Annotated in this window: 18 protein-coding genes; 10 read left to right on the forward strand and 8 right to left on the reverse strand. The window is 53.1% G+C overall.

Translation table 11 applies throughout. The features are described from left to right. Positions 1-230: 230 nt before the first annotated feature. Positions 231-1,430: a TIGR03862 family flavoprotein gene (locus tag RIC05_RS18870; protein ID WP_350046072.1), complete on the forward strand. Its 1,200-nt coding sequence runs from the start codon at positions 231-233 to the stop codon at positions 1,428-1,430. Between the two features lie 84 nt (positions 1,431-1,514). Next, the gene (locus tag RIC05_RS18875) at positions 1,515-2,690 is read left to right on the forward strand and encodes a hypothetical protein (protein WP_350046073.1); all 1,176 of its coding nucleotides are present in this window, start codon (positions 1,515-1,517) and stop codon (positions 2,688-2,690) included. A gap of 482 nt (positions 2,691-3,172) precedes the next feature. Here RIC05_RS18875 and RIC05_RS18880 read toward each other — a convergent pair whose 3' ends face one another. Both RIC05_RS18880 and RIC05_RS18885 read right to left on the reverse strand, forming a co-directional pair. After that, positions 3,173-3,829: a hypothetical protein gene (locus RIC05_RS18880; protein ID WP_350046074.1), complete on the reverse strand. Its 657-nt coding sequence runs from the start codon at positions 3,827-3,829 to the stop codon at positions 3,173-3,175. A 74-nt stretch (positions 3,830-3,903) separates the two neighbouring features. Beyond that, complete coding sequence (locus RIC05_RS18885) at positions 3,904-4,095, reverse strand: hypothetical protein (protein ID WP_350046075.1); 192 nt, start codon at positions 4,093-4,095, stop codon at positions 3,904-3,906. A 157-nt stretch (positions 4,096-4,252) separates the two neighbouring features. Between RIC05_RS18885 and RIC05_RS18890 the strand changes: the two genes are divergently transcribed. The 4 genes from RIC05_RS18890 (at position 4,253) to RIC05_RS18905 (ending at position 7,909) form a co-directional block, all read left to right on the forward strand. Then, positions 4,253-4,924 carry a class I SAM-dependent DNA methyltransferase gene (locus RIC05_RS18890; protein WP_350046076.1) on the forward strand — a complete coding sequence of 224 codons (672 nt, stop codon included), beginning with the start codon at positions 4,253-4,255 and terminating at the stop codon, positions 4,922-4,924. Between the two features lie 310 nt (positions 4,925-5,234). Then, positions 5,235-6,644, forward strand: a complete 1,410-nt coding sequence (locus tag RIC05_RS18895; protein WP_350046077.1) for an MFS transporter — start codon at positions 5,235-5,237, stop codon at positions 6,642-6,644. A 10-nt stretch (positions 6,645-6,654) separates the two neighbouring features. Further along, on the forward strand, positions 6,655-7,110 hold the full coding sequence (locus RIC05_RS18900) for a MarR family winged helix-turn-helix transcriptional regulator (RefSeq protein WP_350046078.1): 456 nt from the start codon (positions 6,655-6,657) through the stop codon (positions 7,108-7,110). Positions 7,111-7,126: 16 nt separating this feature from the next. Beyond that, positions 7,127-7,909: a siderophore-interacting protein gene (locus RIC05_RS18905; protein WP_350046079.1), complete on the forward strand. Its 783-nt coding sequence runs from the start codon at positions 7,127-7,129 to the stop codon at positions 7,907-7,909. 86 nt (positions 7,910-7,995) lie between these two features. Here the strand turns inward: RIC05_RS18905 and fdhA are convergent, their stop codons facing one another. Continuing rightward, positions 7,996-9,192 (reverse strand): formaldehyde dehydrogenase, glutathione-independent, encoded by a 1,197-nt coding sequence (gene fdhA, locus RIC05_RS18910; RefSeq protein WP_350046080.1) that lies wholly within the window; start codon positions 9,190-9,192, stop codon positions 7,996-7,998. Positions 9,193-9,632: 440 nt separating this feature from the next. On the opposite strand from fdhA, the gene RIC05_RS18915 reads away from it, so the two are divergent. Together RIC05_RS18915 and RIC05_RS18920 are read left to right on the forward strand one after the other, a co-directional pair. Beyond that, positions 9,633-10,955, forward strand: a complete 1,323-nt coding sequence (locus tag RIC05_RS18915; RefSeq protein ID WP_350046081.1) for a permease — start codon at positions 9,633-9,635, stop codon at positions 10,953-10,955. A 22-nt stretch (positions 10,956-10,977) separates the two neighbouring features. Further along, entirely contained in the window at positions 10,978-11,208 is a 231-nt protein-coding gene (locus tag RIC05_RS18920) for a thioredoxin family protein (RefSeq protein WP_350046082.1), read from the forward strand. Positions 11,209-11,272: 64 nt separating this feature from the next. Here RIC05_RS18920 and RIC05_RS18925 read toward each other — a convergent pair whose 3' ends face one another. Further along, positions 11,273-11,491, reverse strand: coding sequence for a DUF3126 family protein (locus tag RIC05_RS18925; protein WP_350044546.1), 219 nt, complete (start codon positions 11,489-11,491; stop codon positions 11,273-11,275). Positions 11,492-11,859: 368 nt separating this feature from the next. Here RIC05_RS18925 and RIC05_RS18930 point away from each other — a divergent pair, with 368 nt between their 5' ends. After that, positions 11,860-12,606 (forward strand): glutathione S-transferase, encoded by a 747-nt coding sequence (locus tag RIC05_RS18930; protein ID WP_350046083.1) that lies wholly within the window; start codon positions 11,860-11,862, stop codon positions 12,604-12,606. 27 nt (positions 12,607-12,633) lie between these two features. Here the strand turns inward: RIC05_RS18930 and RIC05_RS18935 are convergent, their stop codons facing one another. Genes RIC05_RS18935 through RIC05_RS18950 form a run of 4 tightly spaced genes read right to left on the reverse strand, consistent with a single transcriptional unit; the run spans position 12,634 to position 17,151 of the window. Next, on the reverse strand, positions 12,634-12,948 hold the full coding sequence (locus RIC05_RS18935; protein ID WP_350046084.1) for an AtuA-related protein: 315 nt from the start codon (positions 12,946-12,948) through the stop codon (positions 12,634-12,636). Next, the gene (locus RIC05_RS18940) at positions 12,948-14,285 is read right to left on the reverse strand and encodes an acyclic terpene utilization AtuA family protein (RefSeq protein WP_350046085.1); all 1,338 of its coding nucleotides are present in this window, start codon (positions 14,283-14,285) and stop codon (positions 12,948-12,950) included. Before RIC05_RS18940 ends, RIC05_RS18935 begins: the two co-directional genes overlap by 1 nt. Next, entirely contained in the window at positions 14,282-16,150 is a 1,869-nt protein-coding gene (locus RIC05_RS18945) for a TRAP transporter permease (protein ID WP_350046086.1), read from the reverse strand. Before RIC05_RS18945 ends, RIC05_RS18940 begins: the two co-directional genes overlap by 4 nt. Positions 16,151-16,182: 32 nt before the next feature. After that, positions 16,183-17,151, reverse strand: a complete 969-nt coding sequence (locus RIC05_RS18950; protein WP_350046087.1) for a TAXI family TRAP transporter solute-binding subunit — start codon at positions 17,149-17,151, stop codon at positions 16,183-16,185. Positions 17,152-17,289: 138 nt separating this feature from the next. On the opposite strand from RIC05_RS18950, the gene RIC05_RS18955 reads away from it, so the two are divergent. Then, the gene (locus RIC05_RS18955; RefSeq protein WP_350044553.1) at positions 17,290-18,243 is read left to right on the forward strand and encodes a LysR family transcriptional regulator; all 954 of its coding nucleotides are present in this window, start codon (positions 17,290-17,292) and stop codon (positions 18,241-18,243) included. Positions 18,244-18,317 lie beyond the last annotated feature (74 nt).

The following is an 18,317-nucleotide window of genomic DNA, read 5'->3' on the forward strand; positions in this document are numbered from 1 at the left end:
GTCGTTCCCGCGAAGGCGGGAACCCATCTCAAACAGGAAACGCATGGCCCCATAAATCCCAGCCTACCCGGGATGACGCGATCTCTTGCCGTGCTGCCTAAAACACCGTCACCCCAGCGAAGGCGGGGGCCTCGCACTACACGCACCACCGCACACGCCACACAAATTGCCACACCCCGCGAAACACGATAGAACCAGCACATCGTTTTTCCCAGCACACAAGGCGCCCAATGCCAAACATCATCCCGCCCACGCCCTCCAAACCAAACGGCAAGACCGCCATGATCATCGGTGCCGGTCCGGCGGGCCTGATGGCCGCGGAACGGCTGGCGGGGGATGGCTATGCCGTCGCGATTTATGAAGGCATGGCCAGTGCCGGGCGCAAATTCCTCATGGCCGGAAAATCGGGGCTTAACATCACGCATAGCGAAGATCTTGAAACCTTCCTGACCCGCTATGGCACATCGCGCGCGCGCCTTGAACCGCATTTGCGCAAATTCGGCCCCAATCAAATTCGGCAGTGGTGTACCGGCCTTGGCATTGAAACCTTTGTCGGATCATCTGGCCGGGTCTTCCCGACCGCGATGAAGGCAAGCCCGCTTTTGCGCGCATGGCTGCGCCGGTTAGAAGGGCTTAGCTGCACCATTGCCTATCGCCATTACTGGACCGGCTGGGATGACAACGATAACGCCGTTTTCAAAACACCAAACGGCGATATCACCGCAAAATCCGACATCACGGTTCTGGCCTTGGGCGGCGGCAGCTGGAAACGGTTGGGATCAGATGGCAAATGGATGGAAATCCTGAACACAGCCGGGATCACATGCAACCCGTTCAAACCCGCCAATTGCGGCTTTGACGTCAACTGGACCGATCATTTGATTGAAAAATGTGCGGGTCAACCGGTCAAACCCGTAACGCTGACCTGTGGCAACCAGTCTGTGCGCGGCGAATTCGTGATTTCCAAAAACGGGATCGAAGGCAGTGGGGTTTATGCCATCTCGGCAACCTTGCGCGATCAGTGGCTTGAAACCGGGGATGCGACGGTCATGCTTGACCTGACCCCGGACCGCGATTTAACCGATGTCACCACCCGCCTTGCCAAACCACGCGGTAAAAACTCGCTTGGCAACCATCTGCGCAAAACGCTTGGCCTTGATGCGACCAAAACCGCCCTGATTTTCGAAGTCACCCCGCGCGACATCCTGAACGATCCCGCCAAACTCGCCATGGCAATCAAAGACCTCCCCCTCAAAATCACCAAACCCCGCCCGATTGATGAGGCGATCAGCACCGCAGGCGGTGTGGCATGGGAAGAACTCGACGAAAACTTCCAACTCATCAAACGCCCCGGCACCTACTGCTTGGGCGAAATGGTCGATTGGGAAGCCCCGACGGGGGGGTATTTGTTGAGTGGGTGTTTTGCTTAAAATACATCGCCTCGGGAAACTTTCTTTTTTAGGTAATATTTCAAGTTCAGTCCTCGGTTCATCCATAAACCAATGGAAAGTTCAATGCGACAAGACTTCAAAGAGATAGGCCACACTGGCGGCAAAATCAGTTTTTCGATATTCGGTGACGATGATGGAAAGGTTTCTTTTAGCACTGAGTACTCAAGCAGCTCTCCATTCCCGGCCACGCTCTCCGGTATTTATGCTCACCACACTATCGGAATTTGCAGTACGCTAAAACTAGGCGGGATGGGAGAGCCGTTCAATGAACCGCCCCTACCTGAATGCATTCCTGTTTTCCTTGCATCAGACAGCGAAGGAAAGTTTGGTCACGACTGTCCAGTTTGCAACAAACATTTCAGGTCAGAAAGCTTACCGGTTAACTCACCTCTGATATGTCCTTACTGTGGCTTACACGCCGCTGCACACAAATTTATAACCAAGTCCCAAACCAAATACGTCGAACACTATGTAAGTCAACTTTACATGGCCTTTGAAACTGTGCGCCCAGGTAGTGAACAGGTTTGCGAGATCGACATGGATTCCATTGCAGGAGACCTCGAGAAAGAACCAGTGCCTGATTATTACTACACATCTACAGCCCAACAGACCGAGTTCAAATGCCAAGCATGCTCTAGGTATAACGATATACGCGGCAGATTTGGTTATTGCTCCTCATGTGGCACAAGAAACAACAAAGCTTCGTTCAAAGAATATTTGGACACCGTCCGTGAACAAGTGAACAAAAAGGGGGTACGTCCTGAAGATGCTATCAAGCAGATAATTTCAGACTTCGACAGCACCTGCAGAAACTATGTCTCCGAGCTTGTCAAAAAAGTTAGAATGAAACGCTCCCGTAAGAACGAGTTGACCAAGATAAAGTTTCACGAAATTGACCACTTCTGCGAAGTACTCGAACGAAATTTTGATTTTAAATTAAAAAAGCCGCTATCTCAGAACGAATATTTAGTCGCTAAGAAGTTGTTTTTGAGAAGGCATGTCTATGAACACAACGGAGGAGAAGCAACAGAGCAGTATATTCGTGAGAGCGACGACACATCCGTACAAATTGGTGAACTACTCCGGGAAAGCATCGAAAATGTGCACTCGTTGTCGAATATTCTCTCCAAAATGATCGATGTTCTTCATGATGATTTCCTTGAACTCTTTCCTCCAGAGAAATTCTTCATTGAAATAAAGAAACAACGCGATCAACGCTGGTCAAAAAATAAAGAATAGAAAAAAGGGGGACAGATTTCTTTTGCCCGCTAGCCAGAAACACTCTTGTGGCCAAGGCTTCAGATCATCTTCGTCAGCTTTGATGGCAGACGCAATTTTCATTGCCAGCTTTTATGGCAGTGGGAGCGCACAACGTTCGACGGCACCGATATATGCCCTTAAAAAGGTGACGGATTTATTTTCTGACTCCCCCAAAAATACTCAATAACAATGCACCGTGCCCGCCTTGTTATCCAAGTGGCAGCACTGACCAGGCGGGGAGCTTTTGCGGCAGCCGCCGCCATGCTCAACACTTTGCGTAAACGTTTGATCAGCACCCGTCACGTCCACGAGGAGATCAGCACCGTCGGCGGTGTCGCATGCGAAGAACGCGACGAAACCTTCCAACTCCTAAAGCGCCCTAGCACTTACATGCCTAGGCCGAATGGTTGATCGCGAAGCTCCGACGAGGGGCTAATTAGAGCCTGTGCCAGCCTATGAATTCAACCAATATGGTATTCCATGGATCGAGAACACCATTTTGAATACATTTGAGCAATACACTCAATGGCTTCTAACCTTTCCTTGTAGTTCGTCTCCAAAACAGATCCTTCTTCCATTCCTTCAAATTTAAATAAATCTTTTTCAAAATGACCTGACTTAATAAGTGTTTTATCTACTCTGCCATTATTATGAACCAGAGCATTTCTCCCCTGCCTATAATCGAAAAATATCTCTTTAAAATCATCATCTATAATTGCATTATCAACTGAATATTTCACAGAAGCTGTTAAGCTATTTATTTTTGAATCAAAACCTGACAAATATGTCTTCATGCTAAATTCAGCGGCAGAAAGTATATTGACAAAAAGATTGTCGAGAATTGTAGATATAGTTCTTTTTTCTTGATGTTCATCGATATTTTCTTCTCCTTCATACGAGTATGAAATAAAACTTCTCCTCAAAACTAAACACACCCTGTCTATTCTATTCGCAATAATTGACAAACCCGATACTGGATGAAAATCTGAATTTACATCATATCTTTCTGTAATTATTTTAATCCTAGAATCGCAAAAATTAGATGTAGACTTTAGATTGTAATAAATAAAAAAGGCAGTTTCTTTAACCCCTGCCTTTCCATAAATTAGCTCTTCCATTTATTAATCTCCTCCAAAATAGACGCAAAAAACGGGGCGGATTTAATCCCTACCCCACCCAAGAAACTACCACCTTAATGACAATGCACCGAACCCACCTTGTTATCCATGTGGCAACACTGACCGGGAGGAGAGCTTTTGCGACACCCACCGCCATGTTCCATCATCTGATCAGATACAATCACGCCACCTGCTGCCCGAACTGGCGCAATCTCACCGCCAAGTGCAAACAGGGCAGCAATCCCCAGAACCATCATTGTTTTCATCATCTTCCTCCCGATGCGTTCTTTAGATGATACGCACCTGATACGCGGTCGGATACTACTCGCAAGGTCAGGCGCGATTTGCATTCATGCGCGGCCTATGCCTTAATAACCTCTCCCAAGCCAAACAATCCAAAAACAAAAACAGCGAGGCAAAACCATGGTGAACGCCAGTAATGGCGCGGCCAATCGTCATGATATTTCTAAAAGCGCGGCTGAGCTCACCCGCATGAGTGATGCCAGCCCCGAAGACCTTGCCGCCTATTACGACAAGTGGGCCGGTAGTTACGATACCGATTTGCCCAAAATGGGTTATGACGCGCCAATGCGTGCGGCTGCGATCATGCAGGGCCAAAATGTTGCGCTTGACGCGCCGATTTTGGATGCCGGATGTGGCACCGGATTAACCGGGTTGGCCTTGGCCGATCTTGGCTATCGCGACATTACCGGCATTGATATTTCGCTGGAATCCCTTCAGGCGGCCGAAGCCAAAGGCGTTTATCGGCACCTTAAAAAGCGCGACATGAACAAGCCGCTGGCATTTGGCGATAACGGCTTTGGTGCGGTTCAGTGCATTGGCACCCTGACCTATGTCCGCGAAATCAAAAAGATGTTTGCCGAGTTTTGCCGGGTGGTCAAACGCGGCGGGATTGTCAGCTTTACCCAGCGCGCAGATCTGTATGACGGCCCGTTTACCAAGGCCATTCAGGCCACCACCCGTGCCGGACTTTGGGAACAGATTTCGCATTCCGATCCGATGCCCTATTTGCCAAACCATCAGGATTTCGGCGATCAGAAACCGATTTTCTATGACGTGTATCGCGTTAAATAGGCGCTCTGCCTAATCCACCCCCCCCCGTCAAATCCACCATCTCCCGCGATCCTGGCTATCCCCGCCACCGCCACCATCACCGCCCCCCTCCATCAACAAATGCGACCCATTCGCAAAATTATAGTTGACATGATCAACCACCTTGATGTAGTTGATTTAGTCAACCAGTTGGATATGCGCATTTGCAAGGATGCCGACACAGCGCCCCACGCTTTGACCATTCTTGCCGTACCATCCAATAACCCCCTTGCGCCGCCACCAGCAGCGCCACCGCGCCACCGCGCATGTCGTATGAAAGTGACCTCGCCCCATGTCCTTTGCCCTTAAAGTTTCAACCAAGGTTTACCCGGACGGATTGCCAAGCCCGCGTGCAGGCTTTGCCGCCATTGCCGTTCTTTCCACCATCATGATGGCCGTGCTGGATGGCACGATCATGAATGTCGCACTTCCAACCATTGCACAGGATCAGGGGGTTTCCCCCGCCCATGCGATCTGGGTCATCACCGCCTATCAACTGGCCATTGTCGTATCGCTTTTACCCCTTGCCGCCCTTGGCGAGGCCATCGGGTTTCGCAAGGTCTATCTGACCGGCATCGTGACATTCGGTGTGGCGTCTAGCCTCTGTGCCATGGCCCCGAATATTGAATTTTTAACTGCGGCGCGTGTGTTACAGGGCCTTGGCGGTGCGGCGTTGATGAGCATCAATGGTGCCGTCATGCGCCATATCTTCCCGCAGGCAAAACTGGGCCGCGCCATTGGCTGGATCGCCATGACGGTGTCGGTATCTGCCGCAGGCGGGCCGACCATCGCATCGGCCATACTGGCGGTGACAAGCTGGCATTGGCTGTTTTTGATCAATGTGCCGATTTCGGTTTTTGCCGTGATCATTGGCTATTTCACCCTGCCGTTTAATGCGCCGACCCGCACCCGGTTTGATTTCATCAGCGCGTTTTTAAACGTTCTGGCCTTTGGTGGCCTGATCGCGGCCCTTGGCAATGTCGGCACTGAAAGCCATCCGGTTCTGATTACCGGGCAATTTGCCATCTCGATCATTGCCGGGGTGTTTCTGGTCCGCCGCCAATTGTCCAAAGACCGCCCGATGTTGCCGCTTGATCTGTTGAAACTGCCAATCTTTGCCTGTTCTATCGGCTCGTCGGTCTGTGGTTTTTCCGCCCAGATGATTGCGTTCGTCACCCTGCCGTTCTATTTCCATGACGTGTTGGGATATAGCCCGACCGTCACCGGCCTTTTGATGACGCCATGGCCCCTGGCCACCGCCATCGCCGCCCCCGTCGCCGGACGGTTATCCGATAAATATTCACCAATCCGCCTGACCGGCATGGGCATGGCGTTATTTGCCCTGGGTCTTTATGCAACAACATGGGTGCCGGTTGATGGAAGCTATGTCTGGATCATTGCCGCCCTTGCGCTGTGTGGCATCGGCTTCGGGCTGTTTCAAGCACCCAATAACCGCTTGATGTTAACCACATCCCCACGTGATCGTTCCGGCGGGGCCAGCGGGATGCTGTCAACCGCGCGTCTGACCGGTCAGTCAATCGGGGCGGCCATGGCCGCCATCCTGATCGGGACCAGCGGATCATTTGAACTCGACACCATCATGAGCTTTGCCGCCGGGGCCGCATTGCTTTCAGCCATCATATGCGAAGGCCGCCGCCATGCCCTTCGCACCGGATGGATCACAAGCCCCGCAGGCGCATAAGGAAACGATCATGACAACCGACTTGCAGGATGTAGATCAGGTGCATATTTCCGGTGAAACGCTTCACCGACTGATTCATTCCTATAAACGTTCGATCATGAACACCATGAGCAACGCCGATATCCCGATGCCGTTTTCGCACAAACGGGTGTTGAAATGGGTCTTGCGCATGCCGGGCATCACCGCCCAGCAAATGGCCGAAAAATCCGGTCAGGACAAAGGCCGGATCACCCGGCTTTTAAAAGAAGTTGAAAATGACGGGCTGATAGAACGCCGCCCGCACCCGATTGATCGACGCAGCCAGACACTGCATTTAACCGCGGCTGGTGAGGCACTGATGAACGATGTTCAAAGTGTCGAACAGGATGTCAGAACCCGAATGACACGCGGTCTTACGCCACAACAAATCAGGGACTTTGTCGAGATCGCCAATCTGATGGCCGATAACCTCGACCCCTGTGGTTAATGACCAGGAGTATCTTATGAACAGACCTGCCCCACGTGTTTTTACCGTGATCAGAAAATCCTATGTCACGCCCAACATGCTGCGCGTCACCCTTGGCGGCGATGCCATGGCATCCTTCCCCGAAGATCAGGCAAGTGCTTATGTCAAACTGATCTTCCCGATTGACGGCGATGAAAAGGACCGCGTTTTACGGCGGACTTACACCGTGCGTCATGACCGCATGACCGATCAGGGGCGTGAAATCGACATTGATTTTGTCATGCATGGCGATGGATCGGATCAGAACGACCATGGCGGTCCGGCCTCAAACTGGGCGGTGAATTGCGCGCCCGGTGATGCCATCACCATTGGCGGCCCCGGCCCGAAAAAGCTGGTTGATCCGACGGCGGACTGGTTCCTGATTGCCGGTGATATGACCGCCCTTCCGGCGGTGTCGGTCAATCTGGAAATCCTGCCCGATGATGCACGCGGGTATGCGGTGATAGAAATCCAGTCCGAAGCCGACATGCAGGATTTGCAAAAACCGGCCAACATCACGATTGAATGGGTGATCAATCCCCATCCCGGCCAATCCAACACAGCCCTTAGTGACGTTGTCAAAAAGCTTCCATGGGGCAATGGCCGCGCATCGGTCTGGGCCGCATGCGAATTCACATCGATGAAGGAATTGCGCGATTATTTCCGCAAGGACCGGGGCCTTGGCCGTGATGATTTCTACATCTCAAGCTATTGGAAGCTTGGCATGAACGAAGACAATCACAAGGCCATCAAGGCCGAAGACGCCAAATCTGCGGCCTGATCAATCAACCGCTTGCATATTCCGGGTCCCGCCACATGACGGGACCCGGAAGACCCGGAAATAACCAAAAATCGACACTGCTGCTATCAGGCAGCAACACTGCCATGCGGATCAATGACGAATTTCTTCGCCGCCCCGCCATCAAAATCGGCATAGCCTTTGGGCGCCTGATCAAGATTGATCATTTGCACATTGACCGCCTTGGCGATGTCGATCTTTTCAAACAGGATCGCCTGCATCAGGTTGCGATGATATTTCATCACCGGGCACTGACCGGTATGCAACGAATGGGATTTCGCCCAGGCAAGGCCAAACCGCATGCTGAGCGCCCCGACCTTGGCCGCATCATCGACCGCACCGGGATCCTCGGTGACATAAAGCCCCGGAATGCCGATCTGACCGCCCGCGCGGGTGATCTGCATGGCAGAGTTCAGCACCGTCGCAGGCGCTTCGTGGCCATGGTTGCAGCCACAGCCGTGCGCTTCAAACCCGACGCAATCGACAAAGCAATCGACTTCACGATCGCCAAGGATGGCTTCAAGCTTATCTTCCATCGATCCTTCCTGTTTAAGATCAATGGTTTCACACCCGAAACTGCGCGCCTGTGCAAGACGATCATCGATCATATCGCCCACAACAACGCAGGCTGCCCCTAAAAGATGTGCCGATGCAGCAGCCGCCAGACCAACCGGACCGGCCCCTGCGATATAAACCGTTGATCCCGGCCCGACCTTGGCGGTGACACAGCCATGGAACCCGGTCGGGAAGATATCGGACAGCAAGGTCAGGTCGCGGATTTTCTCCATCGCCTGATCGGCATCGGGGAATTTCAAAAGATTGAAATCGGCATAGGGCACCATGACATATTCGGCCTGCCCGCCAACCCAGCCACCCATATCGACATAGCCATATGCCGCACCGGGGCGCGATGCATTCACATTAAGACAAATGCCCGTTAAGCCCGACTTGCAATTGCGGCACCGGCCGCACGCAATATTGAACGGCACCGAACAAACATCCCCGACTTTCAGGAATTCAACATCCCGGCCGGTTTCAACGATAACACCGGTGATTTCATGGCCAAGGACAAGGCCTTCCTGTGCCGTGGTACGACCGCGCACCATATGCTGGTCGCTGCCGCAAATATTGGTGGTGATGACTTTTAGAATGACGCCGTGTTCGCATTTGCGCTTACCCAGTGCCAGTTCTGGAAAGGCAATCGTTTCGACTGCAACTTTTCCGGCACCTTTATAGATAACGCCACGATTTGAAGAACTGCTCATTGTACGTTTCCTCTCGCCTGATAATGATGGGTCAGGATGATGCGCATCGCCTTGGCTGTTTCGCCAACTTGGGGCCTTTGTTTGTGTCTTCAAACAATCAAACCCATAGCGTTTTTATGATGTCGCCATGCACAATCTAAACGGTATTTCCCGCCTTGATATTTTGTCAAACGAACTGAACGCGAGCCCCCTAAACATCCTCTTGTGGTCGGAACATTTGCGACGTTTGGGAAAAACGAACAAAAAAACGCCCCGGCCATTGCCCCATGTGCCCACCGGTATCATTTCCCCCATCCATGATCAGATCCCTGATCCCTGATCCCTGATCCCTGATCCCTAACCTCCAAGCAACGCCGACTTGCTTTACATCAAGGTTGGACACCCCCGAACCAGATAGGGTGAAAGCAGATGTCGACCATTTTGGTCATGCGGGGCACATCATGTTCAATACGCTTAAAACCCTTTATCGTGATAATCCGCGCGAAGGGCGGCTGTTTGCCTTCATCGCACTTGGCTTTCTTGCGATCTATTTTATTCCAGCCGGTACCGGCCGGTTTGACAATGCCGTTCTCGAAGCGATCTATCTGACAAACTGGTACGCTCGTGAACATGTCATTCTCTGTCTGCTTCCGGCCTTTGTCATTGCCGGGGCCATGGCTGTTTACATCAGTCAGGGGTCGGTCATGCGCTATCTCGGGCCGGATGCTTCGCGCCCGGTGGCACTCGGCGTCGCATCGGTTTCGGGAACATTGCTTGCCGTTTGTTCCTGCACGGTCTTGCCGCTATTTGGCGGGATTTACAAGCGCGGTGCGGGCCTTGGTCCGGCGATTGCGTTTTTGTATTCCGGACCTGCGATCAATATCATAGCGATTGTGGTTACATCCAAGGTTCTCGGGGCCGAGATCGGCATTGCCCGTGGGGTTGGTGCCATCGTCTTTGCCATTGTCATTGGCCTGATCATGCATGTGATCTACCGCCGTGAAGAAAGTGAACGGGCGCTAAACTCCAAACGTGGCTTTGGCGCAGCCGATGACGACAAGCCACTTTCAATTACGGTTGGTTTTTTCGCCCTCATGATTGGCGTTCTGGTCTTTGCCAACTGGGCATCCGTACCAGACAGCCCCGCCTGGATGGCGATCTATCAGGCGAAATGGATCATTACGGCTTTGTTGGCGGCTGCCTTTGGCGGGCTCCTGATCTGGCAATGGCACTGGTCAATCCGTCAGATTGCGACACTGGCCGCAATTGTCGTTCTTGCTGCTGTGATCTTCCCGCAACATCCGCAGCTTGCCTTTGCCATCGGCGTAATCGGCCTGATGATGATTGCCTTGTCACGCAGTGAAGACCGCGAATGGGTGACGCAAAGCTGGGATTTCACCAAACAGATTTTGCCCTTGCTCGTCATGGGGGTTTTCATTGCCGGTTTGCTGCTTGGCCGACCGGGCCATGAAGGACTGATTCCCAATGAATGGGTCGAGGCCGCAGTTGGGGATAATTCCCTGACCTCAACAGCACTCGCATCGGTTCTGGGCGCGTTTATGTATTTCTCGACCCTGACAGAAATCCCGATTGTCGAAGCCCTGATGGGGGCTGGCATGGGCAAAGGACCGGCATTGGCCCTTTTGCTGGCCGGACCGGCCTTGTCACTGCCCAACATGCTGGTGATCAGAACCGTCATCGGCACCCAGAAGACACTGGTTTATTGCGCATTGGTGATCGTCATGGCGACCCTGTCAGGGTTTGTCTATGGCAATTACCAATAGCCTTACCCAAAGGAGACAACAGGTGAAATTCACGATTTACGGCAGCGGATGTGCCAAATGTCAGTCCCTTGCCAAAAATGCCGAAGCCGCAGCACAGGCGCTTGAACTTGATTACGACATCGAAAAAGTCACGGATGTTAACAGCATCATTGATGCCGGGATCATGCGCACCCCTGCTCTGATGATCGATGACGACATTGTTGTCGAAGGCAAAGTCGCCACCCCTGATGAAATCAGGCTGATGTTGTCATAAAATGAAAAACGCCCCGACCAGTCAAGGTTGGGGCGTTTTGAATTTTACCGGTGCCGTCCAAAAATCACGGTGCCGGCGGCAGGTCTTCTTCAAGAATAACCAGGGTCAGCGAATAGCTGACTTCGCCTTCATCCTCGTCACGATGCACAACACCGACGAATTCATCGCCAACACGCATTTCGATCGGATAGCCTTTTTTCTTCGGCGCATCCACGGCGATCCGGTTGTTATCAAAGGTGCGGCGCAGGTAATCCGTTACGCGCGCGATTTCGGTCGGTGTCATAGGACTTGTCCCTCGTTCATTTCAGTCGGCTTTATCGGTTAGATCACAGAATATCGCATACGCACTTTGGCGTCTGCCCTCAATCCTGCGTCTTTTGAATCTGAAGCCACTGTCCTTTCACAAACAGCCACCGGAAATCAAGCCCGCAGGACCAAAAAAGACCGATTTAGTCGATTTTTTATCGCCGCGATGCTCCGGGGCATTTAATCATCAATGAAATAACAGCATTATTTCATCTATCCCAAAGATAGGAACCCGTCACCGAAATGTCTATTCATCCCATACCATCGCCGTGATTTGCGGCGTTTTGCCCAATGAAAATCGCATAAGCAGTTGCAATCGCGCCAAGCAGCGTTTAATCCGAATATATGTCTGAAATTGATCTTACGCCGCAAACCAAAGCTTCGAATTCTGCCAATACCGGCAGCTCATCCAATGATGACGCGCCGACCAATGCGGCCGATCCATCCCGCCCGATTTTGTACAGTTTCCGTCGCTGCCCCTATGCCATGCGGGCCCGCATCGCCCTTTTGGCCGCCGACATTGATGTCGAATTGCGCGAAGTGGTTCTGCGCGACAAACCCCAAAGCATGATCAACGCATCGCCCAAGGCAACCGTGCCGGTACTGATCCAGCCGGATGGCAGCGTGATTGATGAAAGCCTTGAAATCATGGTCTGGGCCCTGGCGGAAAATGATCCGCTGGAATGGCTCACCCCGGAAAGCGGAACCCTTGAAGACATGCTGGTGCTGATTGCCCAGAATGACGGACCGTTCAAGCACCATCTCGACCGCTTTAAATACCACACACGCTACGAAGACGCCGACCCGGCCGAGCATCGCCGCGATGCAGAGAAAATCCTTAACCGTCTTGATGGCCGCTTGGCGGTTGGCAAATATCTGTTTGGCTCCCGTCCGGCACTGGCCGATTTCGCCATTGCCCCCTTCATCCGCCAGTTCGCCAATGCCGACCGCGAGGCGTTTGACGCCATGCCGTTTGTCCATCTGCAACGCTGGCTCGAAGACTTTCTGGCATCCGGTTTCTTTGAACGCGCCATGACCAAATATGATCAATGGCACGAAGGCGACGCGCCGATCATTTTCAAGGCAGCCTAAAGGCGCTTGGGCACTACGGCGTAGCGCCTATGTGTCTGCTTTCTCGATCGGCATCGTCAGGATCAGCGAACTCAGGCACTTGCCATGCGGATCAAGCGCAAGCGAACGGGTCACCCCGCCGCCCAAGGCGTCATGCATCACAAAGTTAAGCGCGCCGATCTGCGGTAACTCATAGCGCACAACATCACCGGAAACCATTGTTCCGAAATGCGCGCGCACACGTTCCGCCGTCACCTGATTGACCAGCAATGGCCAGTCTTCCGGCCGAAAGGCAATCACCGACACATTGGAAATGTTGCCTTTGTCCCCGGTGCGTGAATGGGCAATGTCACGTAAAAACATCACGCCTCCATCATTTCAAAATATGTTTTCAAATGCTCTTCGCCGAGTAATCCCGATACGATGGCAACAATTTCGCGTGTGGATTTGGTCACACCGCCGCCCCCTGCCGGCCCGTTGAGATAAAGACTTTCGACTTCCTCCCCAATCCGCGCGGCACTGGCAAGATCATTTGTTCGAACGACAAAGCGCAGGCGGACTTCAGCCGGATCGTCACGCGGTGTCGTGCTTTCGGGAACCACCGAATTCACCCCGATCAGCTCACCGCGGATTTCTTGGGACGGGATATTGGCCAATTCCAGCCGCTGATGCAGAATATCAAGCGCAAGCCGCCCACGGGCAACCGCCCCCGGCCCGGCATAGGAAATCTGACCTTCCCCGACACAGGAATCGACATAGCCGATAGACACTTTAAGACTGCCGGTTTTCGGCAAGCCATTCCCGCCGGAAATCGCCACCCGGTCCGGTCCGATTTCGGCAATCTTTACCGCCGAAAAATCGGCAATAACATCGGGCTGAATGTATCTTTTGGGGTCATGCACCTCGTAAAGAAGCTGCTCCTTACAGGTTGCTTCGGTAACGCATCCGCCTGTTCCTGAAAGCTTGGTAATAACCGCATTGCCATCTTCGCCAACTTCGGCAATCGGGAACCCCAGATGCGCAAGATCAGCAACATCCTTGATGCCCGGATCGGCAAAATACCCGCCCGTGATCTGACCACCGCATTCAAGAAGATGACCGACAAGCGTCCCGCGACCAAGTTTGGTCCAGTCATCCATTTTCCAGCCAAATTCAAAAATCTGCGGGGCGAGAAACATCGACGGATCCGCCGCCCGTCCGGTTAAGATGACATCCGCACCTGCGGCAAGTGCATCAACAATCCCGCCTGCCCCCAGATAGGCATTTGCCGAAACAACCTGCTTTTCAAAATCGCCCAGCACACAGTCTGCTTCATCGATGAAAAACGTGTCTGATGCCAGAACATCAAGAACATCATCGCCCTGCACCGCCGCAACGCGAAGCCCCGTCAAACCAAGCTCACGCGCAATATCGATTGTGCATTTGGCAGCGGCAACCGGATTGGCTGCCCCCATATTGGAAATGATCCGAATGCCCTTTTCCTGACAGATCGCAAGAACCGCCCGCATCCGGCGTTCAAGCAACGGGTCGAACCCGGCACTCGGGTCACGCATTTTGGCCTGTTGGGCAAGCGCAATGGTGCGTTCTGCCAGACATTCAAACACCAGATAATCGATCTCGCCGCGCTCGGCCAATTCAACAGCCGGTTCAATCCGGTCGCCGGAAAACCCGGCACCGGTTCCGATGCGGATTGTTTTCATTGCGCGCCCTCCTCTGCCGAACGGCGGGCATTCCGCCCAAAGAACAAGAACCCGCCAAGCAAGGCTGCCGCCACCACAGGTGTTGCGAATGCCGGCCAAAGCGCAATGCCAATGACAATCACCAATATGGACCGATCAAGCCACACCCGCCCCAAAAGCGGCTGTCCACCCAGCAATGCCGGAATGGCGACAACAAGAACAAGCCCTGATAAAATGGCATTCATCACCGCCATACTGCCACCACCGCCGGTCATACCGGGATAAAGCAGCAACATAAACGGCACCACATAGGTCAAAGCGCCAAGGCGCACAGCCTCAAACGCCGCAGGCAGCCAGTTGGTTTTGGCAATGCCCGACGCAACAAACACCGCCACACAAACCGGCGGCGTAATCACCGAAATGGTTGCAAAGTAAAACACAAAAAGATGGGCTGTCAGCGGCTCGATCCCGACTGCGATCATCGCCGGGGCTAGAACCGCTGCCACCAGCACATAGGCCGCCGTTGTTGGCAAACCCATCCCCATGATCAGACAGACCAGACCGACAATCAGCGCCACCAGAACAATTGAATCCCCGGCAATCGCGACAATCATGGAACTCAGCGTCACGCCAATGCCGGTCATATTGATCATGGAAACAAGGATTTGGGCCCCGGCAAGCAATACACCAATGATCACCATGCCTTTTCCGGCATCGGTGACACCGGCAAGAACGCGGGCACACATATCGCGCACCGACAACTGCCCGATCGAGGTCGCGACAAACGCGATCAAAAGCCCGCCCATCCCGTAAAAGGCCGATGTCGCCACCGAACGGCCCATGAAAATACCAATTGCAAGACAGCCAAGGGCCGCAACAATCGGCAGAACTTTACGAAGGGCAAGAATGTCCGACCAGGCCGGAAGTTCATCTTCGGGCACCAGACTAAGATTGCGCCGGGTGGCGACAATATGGACGGTCACGAACACTGACAGATAAAACAGAACGGCTGGAATGATCGCTGCAACCATGACATCGACATAGGCAATGCCAAGGATCTCGGCCATGACAAAGGCCGCGGCCCCCATGATTGGCGGCGCAATCTGACCACCGGTCGATGCCACGGCTTCTACCGCCGCCGCAAGGGGCGCGGGATAACCAAGCCTGCGCATCATCGGAATGGTGAAATTGCCGGTTGTCGCAACGTTGGCAACAGCCGATCCGGAAATCATGCCAAACAGGCCACTGGAAATAATCGCGATCTTGGCCGCCCCGCCGCGCTGGCGACCGCCAAGCCGCATGGCCAGATCCATAAAGCTTTGCCCGCCGCCTGTATGAAGCAACAAGGCACCAAACAGAACAAAGGCCGCAATCACCGTGGCCGCAACCCCGGTCAACATGCCCCAGATACCAAGATCCCCAAGGAAAATGGTTTCCGTGACAAATTCGATATCAAACCCGCGATGACCAAGACTTCCGGGAATGTATTTACCCAAAAGCGCATAAAGCAAACCGGTAATGACAAGGGCCGGGAAAATCGCCCCGACCGCACGACGGCCAACTTCAAGAACCGTCACCACAAGTCCAAGGGTCAACATCATATCAAGCGAGGTTGCCCACGGAAGTGTGGTCATGATTTCATCGTAGTTCACAACGATATAGGCACAGGCACTGACCGTTATCGCAGCCAGGATCAGGTCGATCATCAACCCGAATTTGCGCCAGGACGAACCCTGTCCCAATGGATAAAGGCTCAGCCCCAAACACGTCACAAGTGCGAGGAAAACCGCCCTCTGAATCAAACTTTCAAACGGGCCTGTAGCGGCAGTATAGAAAACAAATATGCCGACAAGTAACGCAAACCCGTCGCGGATGCGCACAGACATGGCGGTTTCCCCCATAATATTTTAGTTTCTTATTACTTGGCCGGATCGAGACTGGCCGGGATTTCATACCCGTTTTCGCGGAACCATTTGGCCGCACCCGGATGCAGCGGGATGGTCGCATATTGCAGCGTAAGCTCGGCCAGATTGACCCCCTTTACACTTGCCATAGCAGCGCCCTGAACATCGGTATCGGACATGATGGCATCGACAATTTTATATGCCGCGTCTTCTGACAGGCTCGCACCCGCACCCACACCAACGCCAAAACTCCAGGTCGAATAGGCCGGGATACCATCAGCAGCACCTTCGGGAATATCAACCACGGAAACATCCGGCATCTTGTCAAGCAGGGTCTGTTTCTGCGCATCGGTAAGGCTCAGAACCTTGATCGGCGTAAAGGTCGCAATATCAAGTGTGGAGCTGTCAAGTTTAAGACCGGCACCGGATTTAACATACCCGGTCACACGGTTGTCCTTGATCATATCAACCACATCGGTGGTCGATCCGCGCACATAATCCGAAGACAGACCAAGGGCTTCAAAAACGGCTTCGGTCGTGCTTTCGGTGGCCGATCCCTTGATCCCCGGATTGAACCGCTGTCCGGCAAGTTCTGCCAGACTGGAAATGCCGGCATCGTCACGCACAATCACGTTCTGCGGGGCGCCGGTATAAACCCAAAGCAATCCCAGATCGGCCATCGGTTTACCATCAAAACCCTTGGCACCTGCATGTGCATGCTGGGCGACGTTGGTTGTCACCAATCCAAGGTCAATCTGGTTGCGTTCGATACGGCGCAGGTTATCCATCGTCGCACCTGTTTCAACAACCGATGCCTCGATACCGTTATCACCATCATTGATCAGTTTGGCGACCGAAACGAAATAACCGTAATGCGACGAAGAAGCCGACGTTGAACCGATCAGCAACTTTTCCTGTGCGAATGCGGGCAGCGAAAGACCAAAGGCTAACGCACCCGCCAAGGCGAACTTGGCAATTTTCATAATGTATTCCTCCCTATGCCTGTTCAGGCATGTTTGACGTCCCGCCAGCAAGTTTTATGCATTCATTATTCTTGGCGGATGGAAAGTGTGAATGAGATTTTTTATTGCAGGAAGATCAAATAGTGAGATAATTGATGCATGAAACGCATCAATCTGGATACAGACGAAATCCGGTCATTCTGTATCTTGGCGGAAACCGGCAGTTTCCGTCAGGCCGCACAACGACTTGGCATTTCCGGATCAACGCTCAGCCGACAAATCAGCCGCCTTGAAGAACGCACACAAGCCCGCTTGTTTGACCGCGACACGCGCAATGTTGCCCTTACCGATCAGGGCCGGACATTCCTGAGACTTGCCGAACGTGTTCTCAACACCACAGAATCCGCCTTGGCAGAATTTGATACCTATCTCAACACCCGCCGCGGGAAACTGACCATCGCCGGGTTGCCATCGGTGACAGCGGGGCTTTTGCCGCCGTTGATTTCCGATTTCATGGATGCCCATCCCAATGTCGATGTTCAACTTAATGATATGCTGTCCGAAGGCGTGTTGCGCGAAGTTGAAATGGGCCGGGCCGATCTTGGCTTTACCGCCGATGTCGTTGAAAACAGCGACAACCTGTCGTTCCAGCGCCTGCTAAGCGATAAATTCATCGCAGTGGGCGCACCGCACAGTTTCCTTGAAGAAAACCGCACCTATCACTGGGAAGAAATCCTGTCACAGCCGATGGTCGCGATGTCACGCGAAACAAGTGTGCGTGCACTGATCGACGCGGCCTGTGCGCAAAACAGTCTTTTGTTCCGCCCACGATTTGAAGTCGCCCATCTGGCCACCGCCGGGGCCTTGGTATCACAGGGCCTGTGCATTACTGCCCTGCCGTCTTTGACCTTGCCCGTGCTTGGACGATCTCCGTTGATTTTCAGACCCCTTGAAAGTCCGATACTCCTGCGTCAGATCGGATTGATCTGGCGATCGGGGCGCACATTGCCCCCGGCGGCACAGGCATTCCTTAATCTGGTCCGAAGCCGCAATCTCGGTGCGCTGCTTCCCAACTCGACCATTGAAAACACCGGTTTTCCCCCAACATCCTAGCTGTGCCCGAAAACTGCTGCGCGAAACGTGGGGCAACGTTTCTTTTTTGGTGTTTTTCCGTTCTGGTCACAACC

It is taken from the genome of Thalassospira sp. (genome assembly GCF_040218635.1).
In the GTDB taxonomy this organism is placed as follows: domain Bacteria; phylum Pseudomonadota; class Alphaproteobacteria; order Rhodospirillales; family Thalassospiraceae; genus Thalassospira.

What these genes read in the sequence shown, in the direction of transcription:
- RIC05_RS18925 (WP_350044546.1), bottom strand. Translation starts at nt 11,491, where the DNA reads ATGACACCGACCGAAATCGCGCGCGTAACGGATTACCTGCGCCGCACC.
- RIC05_RS18955 (WP_350044553.1), top strand. Translation starts at nt 17,290, where the DNA reads ATGAAACGCATCAATCTGGATACAGACGAAATCCGGTCATTCTGTATC.
- RIC05_RS18945 (WP_350046086.1), bottom strand. Translation starts at nt 16,150, where the DNA reads ATGTCTGTGCGCATCCGCGACGGGTTTGCGTTACTTGTCGGCATATTT.
- RIC05_RS18935 (WP_350046084.1), bottom strand. Translation starts at nt 12,948, where the DNA reads ATGTTTTTACGTGACATTGCCCATTCACGCACCGGGGACAAAGGCAAC.
- RIC05_RS18875 (WP_350046073.1), top strand. Translation starts at nt 1,515, where the DNA reads ATGCGACAAGACTTCAAAGAGATAGGCCACACTGGCGGCAAAATCAGT.
- RIC05_RS18870 (WP_350046072.1), top strand. Translation starts at nt 231, where the DNA reads ATGCCAAACATCATCCCGCCCACGCCCTCCAAACCAAACGGCAAGACC.
- RIC05_RS18885 (WP_350046075.1), bottom strand. Translation starts at nt 4,095, where the DNA reads ATGAAAACAATGATGGTTCTGGGGATTGCTGCCCTGTTTGCACTTGGC.
- RIC05_RS18905 (WP_350046079.1), top strand. Translation starts at nt 7,127, where the DNA reads ATGAACAGACCTGCCCCACGTGTTTTTACCGTGATCAGAAAATCCTAT.
- RIC05_RS18915 (WP_350046081.1), top strand. Translation starts at nt 9,633, where the DNA reads ATGTTCAATACGCTTAAAACCCTTTATCGTGATAATCCGCGCGAAGGG.
- RIC05_RS18890 (WP_350046076.1), top strand. Translation starts at nt 4,253, where the DNA reads ATGGTGAACGCCAGTAATGGCGCGGCCAATCGTCATGATATTTCTAAA.
- RIC05_RS18940 (WP_350046085.1), bottom strand. Translation starts at nt 14,285, where the DNA reads ATGAAAACAATCCGCATCGGAACCGGTGCCGGGTTTTCCGGCGACCGG.
- RIC05_RS18895 (WP_350046077.1), top strand. Translation starts at nt 5,235, where the DNA reads ATGTCCTTTGCCCTTAAAGTTTCAACCAAGGTTTACCCGGACGGATTG.
- RIC05_RS18880 (WP_350046074.1), bottom strand. Translation starts at nt 3,829, where the DNA reads ATGGAAGAGCTAATTTATGGAAAGGCAGGGGTTAAAGAAACTGCCTTT.
- RIC05_RS18950 (WP_350046087.1), bottom strand. Translation starts at nt 17,151, where the DNA reads ATGAAAATTGCCAAGTTCGCCTTGGCGGGTGCGTTAGCCTTTGGTCTT.
- fdhA (WP_350046080.1), bottom strand. Translation starts at nt 9,192, where the DNA reads ATGAGCAGTTCTTCAAATCGTGGCGTTATCTATAAAGGTGCCGGAAAA.
- RIC05_RS18900 (WP_350046078.1), top strand. Translation starts at nt 6,655, where the DNA reads ATGACAACCGACTTGCAGGATGTAGATCAGGTGCATATTTCCGGTGAA.
- RIC05_RS18930 (WP_350046083.1), top strand. Translation starts at nt 11,860, where the DNA reads ATGTCTGAAATTGATCTTACGCCGCAAACCAAAGCTTCGAATTCTGCC.